The 24,578-nt window shown below is 40.5% G+C and carries 22 protein-coding genes and 1 tRNA gene; 10 read left to right on the plus strand and 13 right to left on the minus strand.

Annotation, left to right across the window (positions count from 1 at the left end; all coding sequences use genetic code 11):
* Window positions 1-89 precede the first annotated feature (89 nt).
* Window positions 90-1,064, minus strand: coding sequence for a polyprenyl synthetase family protein (locus FL972_RS13010; RefSeq protein WP_144605894.1), 975 nt, complete (start codon window positions 1,062-1,064; stop codon window positions 90-92).
* A gap of 145 nt (window positions 1,065-1,209) precedes the next feature.
* Here FL972_RS13010 and FL972_RS13015 point away from each other — a divergent pair, with 145 nt between their 5' ends.
* The 3 genes from FL972_RS13015 to FL972_RS13025 all read left to right on the plus strand — a co-directional run bounded on the left by FL972_RS13015 (window position 1,210) and on the right by FL972_RS13025 (window position 4,509).
* A complete protein-coding gene (locus tag FL972_RS13015; protein ID WP_144605895.1) occupies window positions 1,210-1,710 on the plus strand; it encodes a DUF4199 domain-containing protein in 501 nt (166 codons plus the stop codon).
* A gap of 65 nt (window positions 1,711-1,775) precedes the next feature.
* Entirely contained in the window at window positions 1,776-3,473 is a 1,698-nt protein-coding gene (locus FL972_RS13020) for a 1-acyl-sn-glycerol-3-phosphate acyltransferase (protein WP_144605896.1), read from the plus strand.
* The gene (locus tag FL972_RS13025) at window positions 3,451-4,509 is read left to right on the plus strand and encodes an NAD(P)H-dependent glycerol-3-phosphate dehydrogenase (RefSeq protein WP_144605897.1); all 1,059 of its coding nucleotides are present in this window, start codon (window positions 3,451-3,453) and stop codon (window positions 4,507-4,509) included. The genes FL972_RS13020 and FL972_RS13025 overlap by 23 nt, the downstream gene beginning before the upstream one ends.
* Before the next feature lie 150 nt (window positions 4,510-4,659).
* Here FL972_RS13025 and FL972_RS13030 read toward each other — a convergent pair whose 3' ends face one another.
* Both FL972_RS13030 and fbp read right to left on the minus strand, forming a co-directional pair.
* Entirely contained in the window at window positions 4,660-5,829 is a 1,170-nt protein-coding gene (locus FL972_RS13030; RefSeq protein WP_144605898.1) for a PQQ-dependent sugar dehydrogenase, read from the minus strand.
* A 69-nt stretch (window positions 5,830-5,898) separates the two neighbouring features.
* Window positions 5,899-6,936, minus strand: a complete 1,038-nt coding sequence (gene fbp / locus FL972_RS13035) for a class 1 fructose-bisphosphatase (RefSeq protein WP_144605899.1) — start codon at window positions 6,934-6,936, stop codon at window positions 5,899-5,901.
* Window positions 6,937-6,994: 58 nt separating this feature from the next.
* On the opposite strand from fbp, the gene FL972_RS13040 reads away from it, so the two are divergent.
* Both FL972_RS13040 and FL972_RS13045 read left to right on the plus strand, forming a co-directional pair.
* Window positions 6,995-8,263, plus strand: a complete 1,269-nt coding sequence (locus FL972_RS13040) for an aspartate kinase (protein ID WP_144605900.1) — start codon at window positions 6,995-6,997, stop codon at window positions 8,261-8,263.
* Between the two features lie 119 nt (window positions 8,264-8,382).
* Window positions 8,383-9,492 (plus strand): Gfo/Idh/MocA family protein, encoded by a 1,110-nt coding sequence (locus FL972_RS13045; protein WP_144605901.1) that lies wholly within the window; start codon window positions 8,383-8,385, stop codon window positions 9,490-9,492.
* Here FL972_RS13045 and FL972_RS13050 read toward each other — a convergent pair.
* From FL972_RS13050 to FL972_RS13060, 3 genes are read right to left on the minus strand one after another with little or no spacing between them, the layout of a single operon-like run.
* The gene (locus FL972_RS13050; protein ID WP_144605902.1) at window positions 9,484-9,990 is read right to left on the minus strand and encodes a GNAT family N-acetyltransferase; all 507 of its coding nucleotides are present in this window, start codon (window positions 9,988-9,990) and stop codon (window positions 9,484-9,486) included. The genes FL972_RS13045 and FL972_RS13050 overlap by 9 nt on opposite strands.
* Window positions 9,990-10,862 (minus strand): fructosamine kinase family protein, encoded by an 873-nt coding sequence (locus FL972_RS13055; protein WP_144605903.1) that lies wholly within the window; start codon window positions 10,860-10,862, stop codon window positions 9,990-9,992. The genes FL972_RS13050 and FL972_RS13055 overlap by 1 nt, the downstream gene beginning before the upstream one ends.
* A complete protein-coding gene (locus FL972_RS13060) occupies window positions 10,855-11,340 on the minus strand; it encodes a low molecular weight protein-tyrosine-phosphatase (RefSeq protein WP_144605904.1) in 486 nt (161 codons plus the stop codon). Before FL972_RS13060 ends, FL972_RS13055 begins: the two co-directional genes overlap by 8 nt.
* 172 nt (window positions 11,341-11,512) lie before the next feature.
* Here FL972_RS13060 and FL972_RS13065 point away from each other — a divergent pair, with 172 nt between their 5' ends.
* From FL972_RS13065 to panB, 4 genes are read left to right on the plus strand one after another with little or no spacing between them, the layout of a single operon-like run.
* Complete coding sequence (locus FL972_RS13065; RefSeq protein WP_144605905.1) at window positions 11,513-12,754, plus strand: 3-deoxy-D-manno-octulosonic acid transferase; 1,242 nt, start codon at window positions 11,513-11,515, stop codon at window positions 12,752-12,754.
* Window positions 12,751-13,674 (plus strand): ribosome small subunit-dependent GTPase A, encoded by a 924-nt coding sequence (gene rsgA, locus FL972_RS13070; RefSeq protein ID WP_144605906.1) that lies wholly within the window; start codon window positions 12,751-12,753, stop codon window positions 13,672-13,674. Before FL972_RS13065 ends, rsgA begins: the two co-directional genes overlap by 4 nt.
* A gap of 55 nt (window positions 13,675-13,729) precedes the next feature.
* Window positions 13,730-14,221: a phosphoribosyltransferase family protein gene (locus tag FL972_RS13075; RefSeq protein ID WP_144605907.1), complete on the plus strand. Its 492-nt coding sequence runs from the start codon at window positions 13,730-13,732 to the stop codon at window positions 14,219-14,221.
* A gap of 6 nt (window positions 14,222-14,227) precedes the next feature.
* On the plus strand, window positions 14,228-15,049 hold the full coding sequence (gene panB, locus FL972_RS13080) for a 3-methyl-2-oxobutanoate hydroxymethyltransferase (protein ID WP_144605908.1): 822 nt from the start codon (window positions 14,228-14,230) through the stop codon (window positions 15,047-15,049).
* Window positions 15,050-15,310: 261 nt separating this feature from the next.
* Here the strand turns inward: panB and FL972_RS13085 are convergent, their stop codons facing one another.
* The 6 genes from FL972_RS13085 to FL972_RS13105 form a co-directional block, all read right to left on the minus strand.
* Window positions 15,311-16,519 carry a glycoside hydrolase family 57 protein gene (locus FL972_RS13085; protein WP_144605909.1) on the minus strand — a complete coding sequence of 403 codons (1,209 nt, stop codon included), beginning with the start codon at window positions 16,517-16,519 and terminating at the stop codon, window positions 15,311-15,313.
* Entirely contained in the window at window positions 16,516-17,805 is a 1,290-nt protein-coding gene (locus tag FL972_RS13090) for a glycosyltransferase family 4 protein (protein ID WP_144605910.1), read from the minus strand. The genes FL972_RS13085 and FL972_RS13090 overlap by 4 nt, the downstream gene beginning before the upstream one ends.
* Window positions 17,806-17,812: 7 nt before the next feature.
* The gene (locus FL972_RS13095; protein WP_144605911.1) at window positions 17,813-19,729 is read right to left on the minus strand and encodes an amylo-alpha-1,6-glucosidase; all 1,917 of its coding nucleotides are present in this window, start codon (window positions 19,727-19,729) and stop codon (window positions 17,813-17,815) included.
* A gap of 106 nt (window positions 19,730-19,835) precedes the next feature.
* Window positions 19,836-19,976, minus strand: a complete 141-nt coding sequence (locus tag FL972_RS19445) for a hypothetical protein (RefSeq protein ID WP_175557941.1) — start codon at window positions 19,974-19,976, stop codon at window positions 19,836-19,838.
* Between the two features lie 90 nt (window positions 19,977-20,066).
* Window positions 20,067-20,142, minus strand: a tRNA-His gene (locus tag FL972_RS13100).
* A 78-nt stretch (window positions 20,143-20,220) separates the two neighbouring features.
* Window positions 20,221-21,564, minus strand: a complete 1,344-nt coding sequence (locus FL972_RS13105) for a dihydroorotase (RefSeq protein ID WP_144605912.1) — start codon at window positions 21,562-21,564, stop codon at window positions 20,221-20,223.
* Window positions 21,565-21,600: 36 nt separating this feature from the next.
* Here FL972_RS13105 and FL972_RS13110 point away from each other — a divergent pair, with 36 nt between their 5' ends.
* Window positions 21,601-22,950 carry a DEAD/DEAH box helicase gene (locus FL972_RS13110; protein WP_144605913.1) on the plus strand — a complete coding sequence of 450 codons (1,350 nt, stop codon included), beginning with the start codon at window positions 21,601-21,603 and terminating at the stop codon, window positions 22,948-22,950.
* A 34-nt stretch (window positions 22,951-22,984) separates the two neighbouring features.
* Here FL972_RS13110 and FL972_RS13115 read toward each other — a convergent pair whose 3' ends face one another.
* Window positions 22,985-24,481 (minus strand): M28 family metallopeptidase, encoded by a 1,497-nt coding sequence (locus tag FL972_RS13115; RefSeq protein ID WP_144605914.1) that lies wholly within the window; start codon window positions 24,479-24,481, stop codon window positions 22,985-22,987.
* Between the last annotated feature and the right edge of the window lie 97 nt (window positions 24,482-24,578).

Below are 24,578 nucleotides of genomic sequence, written 5' to 3' on the forward strand. Positions count from 1 at the left end.
ATACTTGATTTTATTGCGGTTTGACCTCTCACTACAGATTCTAATGCATAATCCGGGTTTAAACAAAAAATAAGACCTTCGATGAGGTCTTATTTTTTTCTTTCTATGGTATAGCTGACTAAAGCTGAAAGCGAGGCTCGGTATTCAGATTCTGGGAATCCTTCCAAAATGCCCAAAGCTTCCTGATAAAACCCATTCATTTTTTCCTTGGCATAGTCTAGACCTCCGCTCTTTTTTACAAAATCTATGACCTGATTTACAGCTTTTTTGTCATTGGATTTATTTCGGATTAGGTGAATGATTTTTTTCTTTTCTAACCAATCCGCCTTACTCAAAGCAAATATCAAAGGCAAAGTCATTTTTTTCTCTTTGATATCAATTCCTACAGGTTTGCCGATTTCTTCTTCTCCGTAATCAAAAAGGTCATCTTTGATTTGAAAGGCCATTCCTACCTTCTCTCCAAATTCACGCATTTTGCTGACCATTTCCAGGTCTCCATTGACGCTTGCAGCCCCCACAGCACAACAGGAAGCTATTAGGCTGGCCGTTTTTTGACGGATAATTTCATAGTAAACTTCTTCGTCTACATCCAGTTTTCTGGCTTTGTAGCTTTGAAGTAGCTCACCTTCAGACATTTCTTTGACAGCATTGGAAACAATCTGGAGCAAATGAAAATCCCCGTTATCCACTGAAAGAAGCAATCCTCGGGAAAGCAAATAATCCCCAACAAGGACAGCGATTTTATTTTTCCATAATGCATTGACCGAAAAAAAGCCCCTGCGATAATTTGCGTCATCCACGACATCATCATGAACAAGTGTTGCCGTGTGAAGCAACTCAATCAAAGCAGCCCCTCTGTGGGTGGAATCATTGATTTCTCCACAGACTCCAGCCGTCAAAAACACAAACATGGGCCGCATTTGTTTGCCCTTCCGCTTTACGATATAATTGGTGATATGATCGAGCAACTTCACCTTGCTTTTCATGAAGTCACGGAATTTTTGTTCGAAAACAACCATTTCCGACTCGATCGGCACCTGTATTTGTTTGAGATCTGGTTTCATTGGGATTTGCTGGCGTAAAAATAATACCCTTTAGTTCCTAGACAAGGGATTCTATTTGATACCTGAGAAACAACAGAAAAGTATAAACGTTTCTGAATTTTTGTAATTTGTATAAATATCGCCCCATCACCTAACCCAAATCACTATGAAAAATATTAAGATAGAGCTCAAATGGGCATTTATTTTCATTCTGACTATGCTATTGTGGATGTTATTTGAAAAATCCATGGGCTGGCATGATGAAAAAATAGCTGATCACGCTACCTACACGAACTTCTTTGCTATCCCTGCGATTTTGGTTTATGTTTTTGCCTTATTGGATAAAAAGAGAAATACATATTTTGGGCGAATGAGCTACAAACAGGGGGTGGTCACAGGTCTGATCATGACCCTAATTATTGCTTTACTCAGTCCCATAGCTCAATATGTGATCAGTACCTATATCACTCCCGAATATTTTAGCAATGTAATCGAACATGCAGTGACCAGTGGAAAAATGACATTAGCTGACGCCGAAGCCTATTTCAATTTAAAAAGCTATATGGTTCAATCCCTGATTGGAGCAATAGTCATGGGATTGATTACCACCCTGGTAGTGGCTTTATTCCTGAAGTCGAAATCAGAGCCATCTGTTCCTAAGGCTTAAGATTCCCGCTACAAGTTCATTTTCCTTATCTTTGGCATTCACTTTTATAAAACCCATTTTCCATTTTGGAGGAGAAATATATCAAACATCGGTACGAGCCAATTTTGCCCAGCAAGGATGAATGGCCTGTCGTAAAATTGGCTAGGGAGAGAAAGGAATTTGTTTCCAGAGTTTCAGCCAGTGCGCAGGATAAAATTCTTACTCTGACGGGCAAAAACCCTGATATTCTCAAAGAGGAACTGGAGACAACCTTATACAGGGAAAAGCTTAGAATTAAGCAAAACCCCTGGGTTGTTGACCCGGATGATGAGGGTGAGTTTTGGGGGAAAGTCAAAGCTGCATTATTGCAGATCAATTCAGAGACCAAGCTGAATAGAAGTAAGAGGCTGGAGGCCTACAAGGAGATTCTTGAAAGAATCACCAATCGTTATTCTGAGGAAATTGCCAGTAATTTCAATCATCAACATTATAAATTTACCAGAAGCGTAGTCACTTATGGCTTTTCCAGATTACTGAATGCTGCCAGAGTAAAAGGGTTTAAATCCATATTCAGTAACCAATATACACTTCAGGATAAAATCCAGATCACAGGCGAAACGGATCAATTGAGGGATTTGGCAACCAAAGGTACTATAGTCATGGTTCCAACTCACTTTTCAAACTTGGATAGTATTTTGATTGGTTGGATTATTTCTGTTTTGGGCTTGCCTCCTTTTATTTATGGAGCAGGTCTTAACCTGTTTAATATCTCGATTTTTGCCTATTTCATGAATGCCTTGGGTGCCTATAAGGTGGATAGGAGGAAAAAGAATCTTATGTATCTGGAAACCTTAAAGACTTATTCCAAAGAAGCGATACAGTTTGGATGCCACTCTTTATTTTTTCCGGGAGGAACCCGGAGCCGAAGCGGCATGATTGAGTCCAAGTTGAAATTAGGACTGTTAAGTACTGCCATCGAAGCGCAAAGAACTAATTATCAGAATGATATAAATGATATTTCCGGTAAAATCTTCATTGTGCCAGTGACTATCAATTATCATTTTGTACTGGAAGCACCAAGTTTGATCAAAGACTATCTCAGCATCACCGGACAGGAACGCTATTACAAAGAGAATGACGAGTTTTCTAATTCCTACAAGATCTCCAAGTTCTTAGTAAAATTCTTTACCAAAGGTTCTGATATTTCAGTTTCTGTAGGGAAAGCCATGGATGTGTTGGGGAATTATGTGGATGAAAATGGAGATAGTCTTGATAAATACGGACGAAAAATTGACCCTCGAGATTATTTTATTTCCAACAACCAAATTACGGTAGATCAGCAGCGGGAGGAAGAGTATACCAATATGCTTGGAAAGCGCATAGTAGAGGAATTTCATAAAATAAACCGAGTTTTCAGTTCACACCTGGTGGCTTTTACTGCCTTCGAGCTGATCAAACAGCGAAATAATAAATTGGACCTTTTCGATTTGATACGCTTGCCTGAGGAAGAAATATTTTTACCCTATCAGGAATTTAAAGAAGCCTGCGAAATGGTCTATCAAAGGATTCTAGCACTGAAGGCAGATGGGCAGATTAATATTGCTCCGCACATGAAAAGATCTATGGATGAGATTATTTCCCATGGATTGGATAATGTGGGAATGTACCATGCAAAAAGACCTTTAATCAAAAATCGTCAGGGAGACATAGTCACTGAGGATATGAGTTTATTGTATTTTTATCACAACAGATTACACGGATATGGCCTTGAAAAACTCTTCTAAATCTAGCACCATAGGCGTAGTAGGAGTAGGTAGCTTTGGTACGGCCATAGCCAATATGCTCGCTGAAAAAAGCAAGGTGATGGTCTATGCCAGAAAGCCAGAGGTAGTCGACGAAATCAATACCCAAAGCAGTGCTCAAGGAAAGGCCTTACATGCCAGCATTCAGGGGACTTTTGACCCAGAGACTCTTTGTAAAGAGTGTAACATCTTGTTTTTCATGGTGCCTTCTTCCGGTTTTCAGGAAGTTGCAAGAAAGTTTGCCCCATTTCTACATCCTTATCATTTGGTGATACATGGCACCAAAGGGCTTTGTTTGAATCTCCCAGAAGGTCAAACTTTAGACACTGTCAAAAAAATCAAAAGAAGCCAGATATTGACCATGAGTGAAGTAATCCAACAGGAGACAGTTGCTGTCAGGGTGGGATGCCTAGCAGGCCCTAATTTGGCTAGAGAGCTCAGCAAAGGTCAGCCGGCTGCTACCGTAATTGCCAGCAAGTACAATGAAGTAATCATGGAAGGCCAGCGACTTTTAAGGTCTGATAAATTTCAGGTATACGGTAATTCGGATATCATTGGTGTGGAGCTTAGTGGAGTATTGAAAAATATCATTGCGATAGCTTCAGGGGCTTTGGCAGGGCTTGGTTTGGGAGAAAATGCCCGAGGGCTTTTGATTTCCCGAGGCATGGTGGAAATGGCCCATTTAAGTAATGCCTTAGGAGGAAGCTTAAAATCCGTCATTGGACTTGCAGGAATAGGAGACTTGGTAGCGACTTGTAATTCCGTGGATTCCAGAAACTTTACGGTAGGATATAGATTAGCCAAAGGCGAGAGTTTGACAGAGATTCAAGCCAGTATGGAAGAAGTTGCAGAAGGTGTCAATACTGTGAAAATTATCAAAGGGTTTTTGGAAGCAGCAGATTTACGCGCTCCGATTACAGAAAACTTGTACCGCGTACTTTTTGAAGATTTGGAAATTGAGGAGGCGCTCCAGTTTTTGATGAAGTACCCATTCAATGTGGATGTTGATTTTGTCTAAGGAATTAATAGAAAAGAAAAAAGAGGCTGTCTCATAAATAGTTCTGATGTCAGCCTGATCGGAGTCGAAGGCCATTTCTATCTTTGTGGCCCACATTTCGACTTCGCTCAATGTGACAAATTGCACTTTTGAAACAGCCTCTTTTTTTTGTTATCGGATCGGAATCAATTTGACTAGAAGTCCAGTGCCTTCTGTGATGGCATACAAATAACCATCCGGGCTTTCGGAAACCTGTCTTACTCTACCGATATCTTGCAGCATCACTTCCTGTGAAAGTGCCTTAGCTCCATCCATATCTACTCTATTGATGTGCATTTTCGCCAATGCACCGATTAAAATATCCCCTTTCCAAGCTGGATATTTATCTGAAGTTACGATTGTCATACCGCATGTGGCAATAGAGGGAACATAGTAAGTCACCGGTTGCTCCATTCCTTCTTTTTCTGTGATATCTGTGATGGGAGTTCCATCATAATTTTGTCCGTAGGTGATTACTGGCCAGCCGTAATTTTTGCCTTTTTCGATCAGGTTAAGCTCATCGCCACCCATTGGTCCGTGTTCAGCCTCCCAAACTCTGTCATTAGCTTTGTCATAAACCAAGCCTTGTGGGTTTCTATTTCCGTAGGTCCAAATGGATTTAATAGCATTCGGCTCATTCACAAATGGGTTGTCAGAAGGGATTCTGCCATCATCATGGATTCTGTGAATTTTACCATGAGAATTGGTCAAATCCTGCGCATTGGAAGGAGTGTCTCCTCTGTCTCCGTTGGAGAAAAACAAATAATTGTCTTTATCAAAAACAATTCTGGATCCATAATGTCTTCCGCCTTCCCACTCTGGAGTAGTTTCAATCAATTCTTCCTGTTGAACTGCTTGATTACCCTCCAGCTTGAATCGCACGATGGTTGTAGCACCTTTATTTCCTCCTTTTGGTTTAGCATAAGAAATGTAAATCCATCCATTTTGAGCATAATTTGGATGAGCTTGAACATCCAGTAGCCCAGCTTGATTTACCTCATGTACCTTGGGTAGTCCCTGTACTTTTTGACCGGTGAATTTGTCGTTTTCAAAAATCAGGATTTCTCCTTTTCGCTCAGTCAAAAGCATTTTTCCTTCAGTTAGCCAGGTCATTCCCCAAGGACTTTCCAAATCAGAATAAAGCGTGTCTACATTGATCAACATTTTCTCAGTCTGAACCGCAAAAGTTTCATCTATAGGCTCATCACTGACTAGGTCAAGATCATCTTTCGAATCACATGCATAAATGGATAGAGAACTGGCAGCTAGTGCTAGTCCCAAAAAGGTTTTGTTAAATTTCATATGTTAAGAATTTGGAGTGTGAAGATAAAAACATCCAATTTACTTAACCTCAAAACCCGGCCATTAGTTCTACAGATTTACAGCTTCCCTTTTCTTGCTCAAAAATCCCATAGCTTCGTTTACCATTTTCTCAGACCCTATCCAAAGAGGAGTTCTTTGATGAAGTGTCTCAGGCTGTATTTCTAAAATACGCTGTGTTCCATTCGTGGCTTTTGCCCCGGCTTGTTCGGCAATAAATGCCAGTGCATTAGCTTCATAAAGTAGGCGAAGTTTCCCATTGGGGTTCTTTTGGGTGGAAGGATAGGCATAAATCCCGCCCTTCAATAAATTTCTGTGAAAGTCTGCTACCAATGAACCGATATATCTTGCAGAATATTGAGACTTTTTGCAATAGTCAACGTAGTTTTTTACACCAGGGGCCCATTCTAATTCTGAACCTTCATTAATGGAATAGATTTTTCCATCCTTTGGAGCTTGTATAGCTGGGTGAGAAAGGAAAAATTCTCCCAGGGAATTCTCGTAGGTAAACCCATTGACCCCAAATCCTGTGGTATAGACCAACATGGTGGAGGAGCCATAAAGCACATACCCAGCAGCAACTTGCTCTTTTCCAGGCTGCATGATATCTTCTTCTTGTATAGGGCTACCCACAGGTGTTTTTCTTCTGTAAATTGAAAAAATGGTTCCTATGCTGATATTTACATCAATGTTGGAGCTGCCATCCAGAGGGTCTATCGCGACAACATATTTTCCCGAACCGTTTTGTAAATCTATAACTGCATCTTCTTCCTCAGATACGATAGCGCAAACTTCCCCGCCTTTACTGAGAGCTCTCATAAAACGTATATTGGCAATCACATCTAACTTTTGCTGCTCTTCTCCCTGTACGTTGGTCTGGCCAAAAGCACCTCCGATATTGGCAAGCCCTGCACGATTGGTCTCTCTATTGACTATCTTGGCAGCTAAAGCGATGTCTCGAAGTAGTTGGGAAAGTTCACCGGAAGCAAAAGGGAAATCACTTTGCTTTGATTTGATAAATCGGTCCAGAGTTGTTCCGACAGAATAAGCCATTCCACTTTGGTCAGGCTGATAAGGAAGAATTTTCATGGATTGGAAAAGTACAATAATTGGAATTAGTTACTCTCGAAATTAGGAATAATATTTTATGACCAAAACACAAATTTTCAAATTTGGAGGAGCTTCAGTAAAAGATGCCTCAGCAGTCAAAAACTTAGCTGAAATTTTGCGTAATCGATTGCGAAAAAATATGGTAATCGTAGTTTCTGCAATGGGTAAAACCACAAATGCATTGGAGAAATTACTGGAACTTAGAATGAAGGAAGAAGATATTTCTTCAAATAGTACAATTTTAAAAAATTATCATTTTGAGGTTTGCAATGATTTGTTCCCTGTCGGACACAGCATCTTTTCTAAGATGGATAATCTTTTTTTACAGTTGGAAAAGTTGCTGATAAATCCAATCACCAAAGATAATTACGATGAATATTATGATCGGGTGGTGGCATTTGGGGAATTGATTTCCAGTAGAATTGTAATGGAGTATCTCTGTGAAATCGGTTTGGTCTCAGTTTGGCAAGATGCCAGAGAATTTATTTCCACCAATAGTGATTTTAGATTTGCGAAAATCAACTGGGAAAAGACCAGACAGAATTGCCAAAAAAATCTGAAGCCGATTTTAGATCAGTTTCCAGTCGTTACCCAAGGGTTTATCGGGGCTGATCCTCAAGGTAGAACCACCACTTTAGGAAGAGAAGGGTCTGACTTTACCGCAGCTATCCTTGCTTCAAGTTTAAATGCCGGATCTGTGACCATTTGGAAGGATGTGCCGGGAGTATTAAATGCAGACCCTAAGCTGTTTGAGGACACACAGCTTTTTGATGAACTTGATTATCAGCAGGCTGCTCAAATGACCTTTTATGGAGCTTCGGTCATTCATCCTAAGACCATTAAACCCCTAGCTAATTCCGGAATTCCCTTATTTGTAAAATCCTTTTTGAAACCAGAAGCTGCCGGTACCAAAATCTTTCAGCTAGGAAAACAAAATCCAATTCCTACCATTGTTTTAAAGCAAAATCAGATTTTAGTCACATTTCGGGTGACGGACTTTACCTTCATTGAAGAGGAACAAATTCACACTATCTATGAGCAATTGAATGCACTCAAACTTCGGGTAAATTTTCTTCAGACTTCGGCGATATCAGTTTCGATTATTATAGACCAGCAACTTTTCAAATTAGAGCAGCTTGTCAATTCCCTGAAAAATAAATTTATCATTCGATACAATGAAGGATTAGAGCTTTTGACTGTACTGCACCCAGACAGAAAAGATTTCAGCGATCTCAATCCGGGATATGAAATCTTGTTGGAGCAAAGTACGAGAAACACAGTCCAGTTTGTCAGAAGAAAAGAGTAATTCCGAAAGGTGGATTTTATAGATTATGTTGATAAAATGGATTTCGCCGTCTTAAACTTACCAATGAGAAGAGAAATCATTTTTTATCCGTAATTTTCAATAAATCAACCTATTAATCCATGAACTCCAGAAGATCTTTTATCCAAAAGGCAGGTGCAACCGCTATAGCCCTTTCGACTCCAGCAATTTCTGTTTTTTCTAGCCCTATTTCCGAAATATTCGATCAGGATAAAATTTTGCGGGTTGCCATTATGGGATTGGGAAGTTATGGCACTAGAGTAGCGGAAGCGATGCAGGATTGTAAGCGGGCAAAACTGGTAGGTGTGATCAGCGGAACTCCGTCCAAAATTGCCATGTGGCAATCTAAATATGGAATTCCTGCCAAAAACTGCTATAACTATGAAAACTTCGATGCCATTAAGGATAACCCGGATATAGATGCCGTTTATGTGATCACACCAAATGCCTTACACAAAGGACAGACTATCCGAGTAGCCAAGGCAGGCAAGCATGTGATCTGTGAAAAGCCCATGGCTGTGAATGCTTCAGATGCCGCTGAAATGGTTTCTGCTTGTGATCAGGCTGGAGTAAAGTTATTGATCGGATACCGAATGCACTTTGAAGCCAATACGCTGAAGGCGGTAGAAATGCGAGAAAAAGGAGAGTTTGGAGACATTAAATTTTTTCAGGGATTGAGCGGATTTAAAATTGGGGATCCGACTCAATGGAGGCTCAATCCAGAATTATCAGGAGGTGGTGCAATGATGGATATCGGTATTTATTCTATCAATGGTGCGAGGTATATGGTAGGGGAGGAGCCGATTTGGGTAACTGCTCAGGAAGTGAAGACCGATCCGGTCAAGTTCAAGGATGGGATTGACGAAACCATCACATTTCAGATGGGCTTTCCTTCTGGGGTCGTGGCTTCATGCCTTTCTACCTACAGCATGAATAATTTGGATAAATTCTTCTTAAATGGGACCCAGGGTTTTGCAGAAATGCAGCCTTCCACAGGCTATGGTCCTATTCAGGGGAAAACCCATAAAGGTCCTTTGAATGAGCCCCATGTCACTCATCAGACGACCCAGATGGATCAGATGGCTGCTATAATTTTTGATGGTGTTACTCCCAAAATCCCTGTAGATGGAAGGGAAGGCTTTAAGGATATGGTAATCATTGATGCGATTTTCGAAGCTGTAAAAACAGGTGAGAAAGTTCTTTTAGGCTAAATTTTCCAGGTTCAGCTGCATAAAAACTAAGGTCAGCCACTTATCAAACTTAAATGATACTTCAGGAAGTCTTGCAACTTCCTTGAAGCCTAACCTTTCATGAAATCGATAGCTCCCATGATTTTCAGAGTCCATACCAGCTATCATTACATGATATCCTTGATCTTTGGCCAGATAGATCAATTGCTTAAGCATTGCGGTACCTAATCCTTTTCCTTGTGCGGAATGATCTAAATAGATGCTGTGCTCAATAGTTTTATTGTATCCGGGTTTGGCTCTAAACTTCCCGTAGGTGGCATAGCCTACTACCTGGCCATTCATTTCACCTACAAGGATGGGGATGTTGTCATTTAGTTTTTGATTGAAATTCCGGGAAACTTCCTCGAGCGTTTTGACGTGGTAATCATAATTAAAAAATGTATTAAGGATACTATCATTGATTATTTCCAAAATTGCTTTGCAATCTTGGTTTTGATAGGGGCGGATCAAAAAGCTCATCAACGAAATCGGTTTACAATTTTTTCTATACCAGGTAAGTAGGCGACGCCAAATAAATTCAAATGTACCAATAAAGGGTACAAATTGTATATGCCTATTCTGGATTCAAAACCTGGTTCTAAAGGTAAAATCGATTCATAGGATTCATAAAACCTGTTGTCAAAACCTCCAAAAAGCCTGCTAAATGCTAAATCCATTTCCCGATGTCCAAAATATATGGCCGGATCTATCAGGCAGGGTTCCCCCTGACTTGTCGCAATTACATTTCCAGACCACAGATCCCCATGAAGTAGCGCTGGTTTTTCATCTGGAAAAATAGATTCTAGTTTAGGATATATCTCCTGAAACCTTTTTAAGAAGTCGAGGGGAATCAATCGGTCAAAGTAAGCCTTCCCTAACAATGGCTCCAGTCTTTGTTCTATGAAAAAATCCAACCAAGAATCTGATGTCAGATTTTTCTGATGAAGTGAGGCGATGTAATTGTCATTTTCCAACCCATATTCTTTTTGATTGGTCAAGTGTAAATGAGCTAGACCCAATCCTAAATTTTCCCAATAGTCGAGTTGAAATCTTCCGGAAGGGATAAATTCTGACAATAAATAATTGTAATCACCCACTCTTCCACATCCAAAGACATTTGGGATTTTGATAAAAGTAGATTTTCTAAGTAAGTCCAAACCCTCTGCTTCTTTGTAAAGAATGTCTTTCTCATGGTCAAAATTGAGTTTGAGAAAAAAACTGCCTTCATTACTATCCAGCCTAATTCCTTGGTTGTGGCTGCCAGCTGCAATTAATGAGGCTGATTTGAGTTCGGCTAAGGGCCCTAAACTGTCAAAAAGTACTTGTTCATAGATCTCATTCAGATCAAGCATACAGCTGATGGGTGACTTTTATTTGATTCAAAAAGTGCTCTATTGCCTCATCTAATATTCTGTAGATTTCCAAGAATCCTTCCTCCCCGCCATAATAGGGATCAGGAACAGACAGTCCTTCGTCTCCGGGTACAAAATCACGCATCAAATGAATTTCTTTGTCGGGAAAACCGCAAGAAATTTTCATGGAATTCAAATTTTTGAGATTGCTTTTATCCATCGCAATGATGTAATCGAAATCCCTGAAATCAGTTCTATTGACCTGTCTTCCTCTGTGTTTAATGGGGATTTGATGTAATTCAGCACATTTCAGAGTTCGTTCGTCCGGAAGTTCACCTATGTGATAATCAGAGGTTCCCGCGCTATCGGATTTGAAGTGTACGTCTACTCCAGCCTCTTTAATTTTTTGATTGAATATGGCCTGTGCCAAAGGCGATCTACAAATATTTCCAAGACAAACAAATAGTACTTTAATCATTTGAAATAACAGTCTGTAATTGGTGGGGATGGCTTAACAATAACTTTGAAAATAATTAATTTTTGGTGGATTTTCATTCATTACTCACTCTTTTTTTGAAGAAAGCTGAATAAACTCCTTTTCCAAAAATGCGAAACAAAGGAATTTTGGGATTAAAGCCTAATTTTGAAAGATGAAGTGGATATACGATCTAGGAATGCATTTACTCAGAATTGCATTGCCTCTGATTTCATTGTTTTCCAAAAAGGTTCAGCTTTTTCACAAAGGGCGTAAAAATCTATTTACGGATTTGGAGGATTTTAGAAAAACCAAGTCAGGACCTTTAATCTGGTTTCATGTAGCCTCCCTGGGAGAGTTTGAACAGGCAAAGCCAGTCATTTCAGGATTAAAGCATAGCTTTTCTAATTACTTGATTGCGGTAAGCTTTTATAGCCCCTCCGGATTTGTCCCCACTCAAAAAAAGACTCCAGTAGAGGTGGATTACATTGGCTATTTACCTATAGATACAACAAAAAACGCAGCAAAATATTTGAAAATTCTCCAACCGGAAATGAGCTTTTTCGTGAAATATGACTTGTGGTTTAATTTTCTTCAATGCTTGAATCAAAAAAGAGTCCCTACATTTTTGGTTGCTGCAGCCTTCAGGAAAGATCAAGTTTATTTTACCAGGAAAGGCTTCTTTCGAGCTCCGATTTTTTGTTTTAATCACATTTTTTGCCAAAATGAACTTAGCCAATCTCTTTTGAATGAAATAGGATACAAGCAACATAGCCTTTCAGGGGATACGAGATTTGACAGGGTCGCTGAGAATGCTATTAATGCCAAAGAATTTCCGGAAATTTCCAAATGGGTGGGAGATTCCAAAGTAATGGTTTTAGGTTCAATTTGGGAGGAGGATATGGACTTATTAATTCCACTTATCAATTCTAATTCGGACTATCAATTTATCATTGCTCCTCATGATATTAAGTCAAAGCATCTTCAAACTTGGGCTAATCAAATTAATACCAAGACGCTTTTTTATTCCCAATGGGATCAAATCGAGAAATCCCCTGTTTTAATTATCGATAATATTGGGATGCTCAGCAGACTTTACCAATATGCAACTATCGCTTATGTAGGAGGGGCTTTTGGAGAAGGGCTGCACAATATCCTTGAACCCATAGGTTTTGGTGTTCCCGTTATCTTTGGGAAAGTGAAAAAAGAAAAAAAATTCCCTGAAGCTGAAACGGCAATCGCTCAGGGATGTGCGTTTTCTGTGGGAAATTCAAAGGAATTAATCGAAAGGATGGATGCACTCCAAAACTCTTTAGAACTGCAAAATGCAAAACTAGCAGCAAAGCATTGGGTTGAAACTCAATTGGGGGCATCTGCTAAAATTCTTGCCCATATCTCTAAATATCTGAAATCATGAAAGGGAGAGTGATCAAGTCTACAGGGAGCTGGTATACTGTACAGGTTGAGGAAAAGATGATTCAGGCCAGACTTAAAGGAAAGTTCAAACAAGATGAACTCAAACTAACCAATCCCATTGCTGTTGGTGATTGGGTAAGCTTGGATTTGGAAGAAGGTCAGTCTACCGCTGTAATTCGGGAAATTTTTCCCAGAGAAAATTATGTGATTAGAAAATCTACCCGGAAACAGCACTTTTCTCACATCATCGCGAGTAATCTCGACCAAGCGATGTTAGTTATTACTATGAAAAACCCCAGAACCTCACTAGGTTTTATTGACAGGTTCTTGGTTAGTACGGAGAGTTTTAGAATCCCCGCCATTTTAGTGGTAAACAAGATGGACTTAATGGAAGGGGAAGATGCTCAAGATTGGCTGCAGGATATTCATGAAATATATGAACCATTGGGATACCCTGTGGTCGAGCTTTCTGCCCTAGAAAACCAACAATTGAAGGATCTTCTGATTCCTCATCTTCAAGGAAAATCCACCCTAATTTCAGGTCATTCGGGTGTGGGGAAATCCACTTTATTGAACAGATTAATTCCAGATGCAAGACAGGAAACTAAGGAAATCTCAGGCTACAGCAGTAAGGGGGTTCACACAACCACCTTTGCAGAAATGTTTTTTCTCAAAGAAGGTGGGGACTTGATAGATACTCCTGGAATCAAAGAGTTTGGGATATTGGAAATTGAAGAATATGAGCTTTCTCATTACTTTCCTGAGATGAGGGCGCATTTGGGAGAGTGTAAGTATAATAACTGCCAGCATGTAAATGAGCCGGGATGTAAAATTCTCAAACAACTGGAAGAAGGATACATTCACCCCTACAGATATGAAAGTTATGTGAATATTTTAAATGAAGAAGATTCACACCGTTAAGTCATAATTTTGAAAGCAGGGTAAATTGGCCTAATTTTCATTTTTAAAACAAATCATGAGCGAAGTACTCAATCACCAACAAATCCGGAAAAAGATCACCCGGATGGCATACGAAATTTACGAGAGAAATCTCTATTCTTCCGGAGTTGTCTTTGCAGGTATCAGTGGAATGGGATTAATTCTGTCCCAGCTGCTGGCGAAAGAACTTAAAAGCATCTCGAATCTAGCTGTGGAAGAAGTGGAGATTGTATTGGATAAATCCGACATCGCACATTCTAAAGTAGAATTGTCACAATCGGTAGTTCTTTCCGGCAAAACCCTCATTGTTGTGGATGATGTATTGAATACAGGTAGAACTATTGTCTATGCAATCAAGCCTTTTTTGGAAGAGGATATCGATAAAATGGAATTGGCTGTCTTGGTTAATCGGGCACATGGACTATTCCCAATTCGCCCTGATTATACAGGTTATGAGCTCTCTACCACCCTTAATGAGCATATTAAAGTAGATTTATCTGAAGAAAATTATTCTGTTCACCTTCACTAATATTTCATGTCTGTTCACTCATCGGCTAATATCAAAAGGATCACCACCCATATTCTTCAGGAAATGAAAGAACGTGGAGAAAAAATCTCCATGCTCACAGCCTATGACTTTTCCATGGCTACTATTGTTGATGCTGCCGGAATAGATATCATTCTTGTGGGGGATTCCGCTTCCAATGTGATGGCCGGGCACGAGACTACTTTGCCAATTACACTGGATCAGATGATTTATCATGCAAGTTCAGTAGTTAGAGCGGTCAAAAGATCTTTTGTTGTAGTGGATATTCCATTTGGAAACTATCAGGGAAACAGTTCTGAGGCTTTGAGATCTGCGATTCGAATCATGAAGGAGTCTGGAGCTCATGCAGTAAAAGTTGAAGGCGGAGCCGAAATCAAAGAGTCCGTGAGTAGAATTTTGAGTGCTGGTGTGCCGGTGATGGGACATTTGGGTTTGACACCTCAATCCATCTATAAATTCGGGACTTACACTGTTCGTGCGAAGGAAGAGGCAGAAGCTATAAAGTTATTGGAAGACGCAAAAATTCTGGAAGAATGCGGATGCTTTGCCATTGTTCTGGAAAAGATTCCAGCCTCCTTAGCGAAGAAGGTTGCAGAGTCTGTTCAAATTCCGGTCATCGGAATCGGAGCAGGGGCACATGTAGATGGACAAGTTTTGGTGATGCACGATATGCTGGGGATCACCCAGGAATTTAAACCTAGATTTTTGAGGCAATATGCTGATTTGCAGCGGGTAATGACCGATGCGTTCAAAAATTATATCAAGGATGTCAAAAACAGGGATTTCCCGAATGATTCTGAGAGTTATTGATTTAGGAAAGTCTATTAAGATAATCTGATTATCCGCGATCATGCCAGTTGCCTTATTTTCCTTGCTTGACTGGTTGGATGCTTCGACTTCGCTCAGCACAGGCGACCGATTACCCAGCCACGGCTGGCAGGCGAAGCTTCCGGATTCTGTCCTTTCAGCAGACAATAAGCCATATTTTTGTCAATACTGGTAAGAAAGCGGATATCCGTATAAAATATTATTGAGATCAAAAAAGAGGCCGTCAACGACGGCCTTTCTATTTTACGCTTTTTCTAATTCCTTAACTTTTCCTTTGACTCTCAATACAAAGTCACTCAGTACATTCATATAGTTGATAAATGCATCATAAGGAGTGTCATAAGGGCTAAAGTAGGAGTGTATATCTCCGTCAGAGAAGAATTTGGTACACATGTAATAAAAGTGATCTGAAGTCTGTAAATAATTCCAGTCTCTCATCAAATCCGGGTCCTTGGTCTTTTTTACCATAGCTTCTAATTCATATAATCTGTCAAAAGCCTCGTCCTGTAGGTCATTCCCTAGCCAGGCAGTCAAATCTCTTTCTTCATCTGCCCATGAGATAGGGATCGGTACGTGAATAGGACTGACTGCAGGGACTTTATGGATTACCTCAGAAGGAGTGGAGAAACCAAAATTAGTATGCTTTAATACAGCTTCCGGTAAAGCTCTCATGAAATCAAAGATTCCGGTTTCGGCCCACTGATGTTCTCCAAAGGTTTCATAGTCCATAAAGAGGTTCAAGACCTGCTCGCTTTGAGGAATAGCATTAATCCAATTGATGAATTTGTCTGTAGTCAATGGGTAGTCTTCCCATGTTTTATTGCTGAAACGGAAGGCAATATCATCTGAAAGCCGGAAGTTTTTTAGCAATACTTTGAGGTCGGGATTGATGGAGTTTTGGTACACGTAATTGGGACTTTTCCAGCCCAGCACGTGCTTGGCCCCTTCCGTCAATATTCCTTTGTAGCCTAAATCGGCCACCATGGCTCCGATTTTATCTGAATAAATCAGCTCAGTGTTTCTGAATACTTTGGGTTGGTACCCATTGAAAAGCTGCTTGATTTTATCCTGATGTTGCTTGACCATTCCGGCAAACTCCTCCTTACTTTTCAGAGCTGCTAAGGAGTGACCATAAGTTTCATTCAGTAATTCTACTTGTCCGGTTGCCACCAAACGCTGGAAGCTTTCCAATACATCGGGTGCATAAGCCTCCAGTTGATCCATGAAAGTTCCTGAAAAAGAAAAAGTCACTTTAAATGCCCCGTGATGCTTCTGGATTAATTCCAATAGTAAAGCATTCATTGGCAGGTAGCATTTTTGGGCTACTTTTCGAATTACACTTCGATTCAGGAAGTCATCCCAGTAATAGTGGTCCTCTCCAATATCAAAAAAACGATAAGGTTTTAATCGGTAGGGTTGATGAACCTGAAAGTAAAAACAGATAGTTCTCATGGTCTCGTGGATAAAGTTTTTTCATAGACAGTGACCAATTTGGCAGCCACATGTTCCCATTTTAATTTTTTTAGTTCTTGGCTTCCCATTTCCTTGAACATCCTGGAAATACCATCATAATGCAGTAAGGCAAAGATTGAATCGGCCATCGCATCAATATCCCAGAAATCAATTTTGATTGCATTGACTAAGACTTCAGCAACACCTGACTGTTTGGATATAATTACAGGAGTATTGTGCCTCACAGCCTCTAGGGGAGATATACCAAAGGGTTCAGATACAGAAGGCATTACGTATACATCTGAAATGGCATACATATGATCTACATCGTCTCCTTTTAAAAATCCGGTAAAGTGAAATTTGGATGCCATTCTCAACTCGGCTACCCGATCAATCATCCTATTGAGTAAGTCTCCAGACCCAGCCATGACAAAGCGCACATTTGGATCTCTGTCTAGTACTTTCTTTGCGGCTTCTACAAAGTATTCAGGGCCTTTTTGAAAAGTAATTCTTCCTAGGAAGGTCACGATTTTTTCAGGAACCTTCTTGTTGTAGTTGGATTTGATAATGCTTGCATCCAATACCGCATTGTGCAGGACACTGACTTTCTCGGGAGGAATTCCGTACTTGTTGATGATAATATTTTTGGTCAGTTGGCTTACTGCCAAGACATGGTCAGCAGCCTCCATTCCGGCTTTTTCTATATCAAAAACAGGCTGGTTGACAGATTGGCCTGAGCGGTCAAATTCTGTAGCGTGCACATGAGCTACCAATGGCTTTCCTGATATCTCCTTGGCCGCGATACCCGCAGGGAAAGATAACCAATCATGTGCATGGATAATTTCAAAATCATCTCTGTCTCTGGCGATCTGCGCGGCAGTTAAAGCATATCGGCTTACTTCCTCCATGAGGTTTTTGCCATACTTTCCGCTAAACTCATATTTGGTAGTAAAAATACTTTCGTCTACATCCGTTCTGTCATGAATGGCATAATCTGTGAACTTTTTATATTCCTCAGGGCCCAGATAAGGCACCAAAAAACTACTAACCTCCAGATAGGTCAGATTCTTCCAGATTTTCTTGAATTTTCGTTCCCGATAATCGATGGATACATCACTTGCATTGACAAAATCAGCCAGGGGTTCTTCATCTCCCCATAATTTTGGGACTACAAAAATGATATCCTGATTATGATGGGCCAATCCCTTGACCAATCCATAACAGGCTGTTCCTAGTCCTCCAGAAATATGTGGTGGGAATTCCCAACCGAACATTAAAACTTTCATAATTTATTTATAAACTCTTGACCAATTCCATCATTCTTAGCAATTCCGCAACACTCCAGGCTTGAGATACAGCTCCCTTTGGTCTATGAGGAGGATCTCCATCAAAGATCTCGGCAACTGTTCCAACACCATATTGTGTCATGACACCATCAAATCCTTTAATAATTTTTCCTATAAAATTCTTGGCAGACTTCCCGTGAAGCTTGATATAGCCTTCTACGAAATGACCCATCGGCCAAACCCAAACCGTTCCATTATGATAAGCTTGATCACGGCTGATCTGGTCCCCAAAATAATATCCTTTATATGCCGGGTCATCTGGAGCTAAAGTTCTCAGGCCTCTAGTGGTTAAAAGATTGGACTTTGCCAGTTCCAAAATCTGATCATTCTGCCCTTCGCTGAGCATAGTATAAGGTAAGGAAGTAGCGAAAACCATATTGGGACGAATGGACCAGTCTTTTTCATTTCCTTGAACCACATCAGCCAAATAGCCTTTTTCCTCATTCCAAAATTCGGCCTCGAAAGATGATTTTACTTTTTCCGCCAACTCGGCTATTTCCTGATCTCCTGTTAATTCATGATAAAAGCATAAGGCATTGTACCACAAGGCTTGAATCTCAACAGGACATCCTGTTCTTGGAGTCACCGGGCCATCTGGAGTTACCGCATCCATCCAAGTGAGACAGATTCCTTCTTCTCCTCCATAAATCAGCCCATTATCCAGCATGTGGATATTGAAATCAGTTCCTGCCCTGTATCCGTCTATGATTCCCTTAAGTTTATCAAGGTATCTCTTTTTAACGGTTTTACTGTCTCTAGTAAATTGAATGTATTGTTGCAATGACCAAAAGAACCAGAGAGGAGCATCCATGGAGTTCATATTGGTGTAGGTTCCGCTTCCCACATTTGGGAATAAAGGACCTTTGAGATCTTTGGACATGGTATCCATGATTTCCAAAAATGTTTCAGAATCTCCATTAGCTAATGTAAGTCCAGGAGCAGCAATGAAGGTATCTCTCCCCCACCAACCAAACCATGGATAACCGGCAATGATTCTCGTGTCTCCGTTTCTTCTTCTGATAAACTGGGAAGCAGAGTTTTTAAGACAGTTTTCAAAATTACTTCTTGGGATTCTTCTTGCTATTTCTTTGGCAAAAGCCCTTTCTCTTGTCTTGGGATCTGCCTCTGTTAAGCCGGCAGAAAAAATCACGGATTCACCTTTTTCAATGTCAAATTCAAAGTATCCGGGAACAAACAGATCTTCTTGGTATTCGTACCCTCTTTCTCTTTCGAGAATGTACTCTACATTGTTATACCAGTTTGGGTCCGAGACAAATTCATTCTTTTTGGAAAGTTGTAAATATAAGGGATCATATACAGGGTAAAGCTGGAATTTAGCCCCATTGGGAGCCTTCTCGAATTTCTTGTTAATGTCATTATTTTCCTTGCAAAGGGTGTGGTAACCTCTGAATGCCAAGAAAGGAGAAATCCTGATTTTTGTAGGAGAATGAGCTTCCAATAAGGTGTATCGGATCATTACACGGTCTCTGTTGGTGTCCAGAATAAGTTCTTTTTGTAACAATACTCCGCCTACTCTATAGGTAAGTTTTGGAATAGGTTCTGAATCAAAATCTTCCAGATACTTGTGGCCTCTAGGAGAGTAATTACCAGGATACTTGCTGATACCTAGATTGAAGCTTGCACCCCTTTGAATGACTGTTTCATGTACCGTTGAAAGGAAAACATGATTCTGGGAATCGATTTGAGGCTGAGGAGCAACTAAAAGTCCATGATATTTTCGGGTGTTGCATCCGATTATCGAGGTGCTGGTATAGGTTCCAGACCGATTGGTCCGAATGATTTCTCTATCCAGAGAATAATTCAGATTAATCAACTGGGTTTTATCAAAATGGATATAACTCATAGGGGCTAATATTGTAGCCTGTTAAAATAGAGTTTTGTATTGATAGAAAAAATGAAAAGAGCAAAAATTAAGGTTATGTTTCCATAACCTTGGTTGATTTTTTCAATTAGGAGTGAACTGCCTCTTTTTGAATCTCTTCAAAGTTGCGCAAGGACTCTTCAAACTTTACCATGTAGCTTCTCACCTGATGAATATTCACAGGCTTTACCACAGGGAATTTTGGTGAGGATTTGAACAAAGTAAACATCTCAAGTTGGTTTAGTTTGGTCTGAATTTGTCAAATGTTGTGCCAAATGCACCCTATTTAAAGCAAAAACCCCTCACGAGGAGGGGTTCTGGGTGAAAGACCGGGTTCGAACCGGCGACCTCTGGTGCCACAAACCAGCGCTCTAACCAGCTGAGCTACAATCACCATTTGTTTTGGATTGAGAACTCATTTCTCAATCGGTTGGCAAAGGTAAGTATTCGCTTTAATCAGCGCAAGGATGGTCCTAAATATTTGTTGAAAAAGTTAACCTCTCTCCTTTTTTACTTTCGTCAAACTGTCCGTTTGCATATGCTAGATGTCCAGAAACGATCGTATGCGTCACTTGTGACTGAAAAGTATGTCCTTCAAAAGGGGACCAGCCGCACTTTGCCAGGATATTTTCTTTGCTGACTGTCCATGGAGCATTGAGATCAACCAAGACTAAATCCGCAAAATACCCTTCCCGGATAAATCCTCTTTCTTCGATCCTGAATAGTTGGGCTACTTTGTGACTCATTTTATCAGCGATCTTTTCCAAGCTGATTTTTCCTTGATGATAAAAATCCAACATAGCTACCAAGCTGTGTTGAATCAATGGCCCTCCAGAAGGAGCTTTTGTGTAAACCTGATCTTTTTCCTCCAGTGTATGAGGAGCATGATCTGTGGCAATTACATCGATTCTATCATCCAACATCGCTTGGAAAATCTGATCTCTGTCATTGGCTGTTTTTACAGCAGGGTTCCATTTGATCAAGGTGCCCTTTGTGTCGTAATCTTTTTCCGAAAACCACATATGATGGATGCATGCTTCTGCTGTGATCTTTTTTTCTTCCAATGGAATACTGTTGTCAAATAGGCTCAATTCCTTGGCAGTACTGATATGGAGAATATGAAGTCGTGTTCCAAACTTCTTGGCCATAGCAACTGCCCGGCTGGAGGCATCATAGCAGGCCTCTTCCGAACGGATTTTGGAATGTGCTTGGATTGGAATATCCTCTTCATATTTGGCTTTGTACTCCGCCATATTGGCAGCGATGATGTGGTCATTTTCAGAATGGATAGCCAGTAGACCTTTATACTCTCTGAAAATCCCTTCCAAAGACTCAATATTGTCGACTACCATGTTTCCAGTGGAGGATCCTTGAAATACCTTTAAGCCGCAGACATTCTTCAAATCAAGCTTCAGGATTTCCTCCAAATTGTCATTAGTTCCTCCGAAAAAGAAAGAATAATTGGCCAATGACACTTCTTTGGCTCTGGCATATTTTTCCTCGAGAAGGGGAATAGTTACAGCCTGAGGAACTGTATTAGGCATTTCCATGTAGGAAGTGGTGCCTCCTGCTACCCCGGCTTTTGCTTCAGTATAAATTTCACCTTTGTGGGTCAAACCCGGTTCTCTGAAGTGTACCTGATCATCAATCACCCCGGGGAAGAGGTATTTTCCATTTGCATCAATATGTTGGTCTACTTGCTCATGAGTCAGTTTTTCGCCGATTTTGGCAATCCTTCCTTTCTGGATTAAAATATCTCCCCGAAAGATCCGGCCCTCATTGACTATATTTGCATCGGTGATCAGAATACTTTTCATCTTCAATCTTTTAAGTTTTCCCAAAAATAAGGAATCATGAGCAATGAGGCAGTAGGATTTGATGCATTTAAGCTGAATAAGCAATTGCTGAATGCAGTAGTCGAGGCAGGCTATACCACTCCAACAGCTATTCAAGAAAAAGCGATTCCCTTGGCCTTAGCGGGGCATGATGTATTGGGAATCGCGCAAACGGGAACCGGAAAAACGGCTGCCTATGTCTTGCCTATCCTAATGAAGGTCAAATATGCCCAAGGGAATCTTCCGAGAGCTTTGATTCTGGCACCTACCAGGGAGTTGGTCATGCAGATCGAGGAAGTTTGCCATCAATTGGCCACTTACACTGATTTACGTATCGTCAGTTTATACGGAGGTATTGGTCCAAAAACTCAAATTGAGCAAATCCAGGCAGGTGTGGATATCGTGATTTCTACTCCGGGGAGATTTTTGGATTTATACAAAAAAGGAGTGATGATCACTAAGGAGCTTAAAACCATGGTGCTGGATGAGGCAGATAAGATGATGGATATGGGTTTTATGCCTCAGATTAGGTCTATTTTGGAAGTGATTCCTGTCAAAAGACAAAATTTGCTCTTTTCAGCCACATTTGCGCCTCGAGTGGATCGCTTGGCTGCTGAATTTTTGGAATTTCCTGAAAGAGTGGAGATCACACCTTCAGCAACTACTGCTGAGACGATTGGTCAAGTCAAATATTATGTGCCAAATATTCGGACGAAAATCTACCTCTTGGAATATTTGCTAGACAGTGAATCTGTAAAGCGGGCGATTATCTTCACGCGAAGCAGAAAAAATGCCGAGGAGGTTTATAATTTTCTAAATAAGAATGAGTTTGGTGAAATCCGGGTAATCCACGCTAATAAGGGTCAAAATACCAGAATAAACTCCATGGATGAGTTTAAATCCGGAAATGTGCGGATTTTGGTTGCGACTGACGTGGCTTCCCGTGGCTTGGATGTGACGATGGTTTCTCACGTAATCAATTTTGATGTGCCGCTGATCTATGAAGATTATGTGCATAGAATCGGTAGAACCGGCAGAGCAGAGAAGGAAGGAAAGGCCATCACATTTATTAATCCTGCGGAAGCTTGGCATTTTGAGAAAATCGAGGAGCTAATTCGTATGGAAGTGCCTGAATATGCAATTCCCAAGCCTGTCACTATTACAGAAACTCCTTTTGCAGAGAATCAGATTTATGCACGGGAGCTGGATAAGCTAAAGCAAAGAGACAATCCGGATTATAAGGGAGCTTTTCATGAAAAAAAGGCCAAACCCAAAAAGAATATTGGCAAAGGGGAAAAAGTAAAGGCTAAGAAATCCGGTAAGAAAAAGAACAGGAACCAATTGAAGACGAAGAATAGGAAGAATTAAAAAAATAGCCCTGAAAATTTTCAGGGCTATTTTTTTATCTATCCGTTCTAGTATTCGTCCCGTCAACCCGGGTTCTGTTTTCACGGTTGGCCAGATCCCAGGCGGTGTGGAAAATCAGATGGGCTCTTTTCTCCATCAATGGGAATTCAATCTTATCCACTGTATCAGTTACCTGGTGGTAATCATCGTGAACTCCATTGAAGAAGAAGATCACCGGAATATCAAACTTTGCAAAGTTGTAATGGTCTGATCTGTAATAGAATCTATTTGGATCATCTTCCGCATCATAACGATAATCCAGAATCAAATCGGTGTAGGTGATATTATTATACTCGTTGATTTTTTTCAAATCGGTAGATAGCATCTCCGAGCCAATCACATAGACATAGTCCTTGTTTTCAGCATTTTGATATTCATAATCAATACGACCCACCATATCGATATTGATGTTATTCACGGTATTTGCGATTGGGAAAATAGGATTCTCAGAGTAATGCTGAGAACCTAATAATCCTTTTTCCTCACCGGTTACATTCAAAAATAAGATTGATCTTCTAGGTCTGTGACCTTCTTTGGCTGCTGTGGCAAATGCTTCAGCAATTTCCATCACAGACACAGTACCAGAACCATCATCATCTGCACCATTGAATACCTCGCCGGTAGAGCTTACGCCTACGTGATCATAATGTGAGGAGATAACCAATACCTCCTCTTTTTTGTCAGTACCTTCCAAAAAGCCCAATACATTATAAGCTTCCAAAGGAGTTTTATCTTTCACTACCTGATAAGACGCTTTTTGAGATTTGATGCTGGAAGGATTTGACTTGGCGGCTTCTTTCAAAACATCCACCGGGGTACCAAATAGCTCACCCATTTTTTCGGAGCTGACCATGAATACCGGTCTTTGGCTTGTGGCTTGATCAAACCCTACTCTTCCGCGACCTGCTAATGATTTATATCTGTTAGCAATTCTGTCAAAATTTGCCTGACCTTCCATAGTTACAATGACAGCACCTGCTGCTCCTGCGTCCATCACTGCATTCAGCAAATTATTACTGCGTTCACCCACAGCCCAAATTCCAACCAGCTTGCCTTTTACATCTACTTTGGCCAAATTTTCATCATTGACAAGGCCTAAAAACACCAATTCAGTTTTGGAGGATTTCTTCATATTGGCATCTCCCACGAAGACGAAGTCCTCATTCTCCACCAATTTTGATTTCCCTACCTGCAAAGTCACTTTGTCAAACTTGCTGCTTACCAAAGGTACTGCCTGAAAATAGCTGCCATCCACAGGTCCTGTCAAACCCAAGTTTTTATAAAAATCTGCCAAATAGTTAGCGGCAATCAATCCTTCCGGAGAACCGGTATCTCTGCCTTTCATCTCGTCGGATGCCAAAAAGGTCAGATATTCTTTCAAGTCTTCTGCCGTAATTGTATTGGCATATTTCACCTGTACTGGATTTTGTGCAATTGCTCCAAGGCTCAAACCCAAGGCAAGCGCTCCAGTCAACGCAAATCGTTTGTTCATATAGTTTTTATTTAATTTAAAACTTCAATATTCCGTCGCTTAGAAGCTTCGGCCCTTCTTTTCTGATCTTTAAAATCGTGCTGATCCTACTCGATTT

Source organism: Algoriphagus algorifonticola (genome assembly GCF_007655305.1).
Classification (GTDB): Bacteria; Bacteroidota; Bacteroidia; order Cytophagales; family Cyclobacteriaceae; genus Algoriphagus; species Algoriphagus algorifonticola.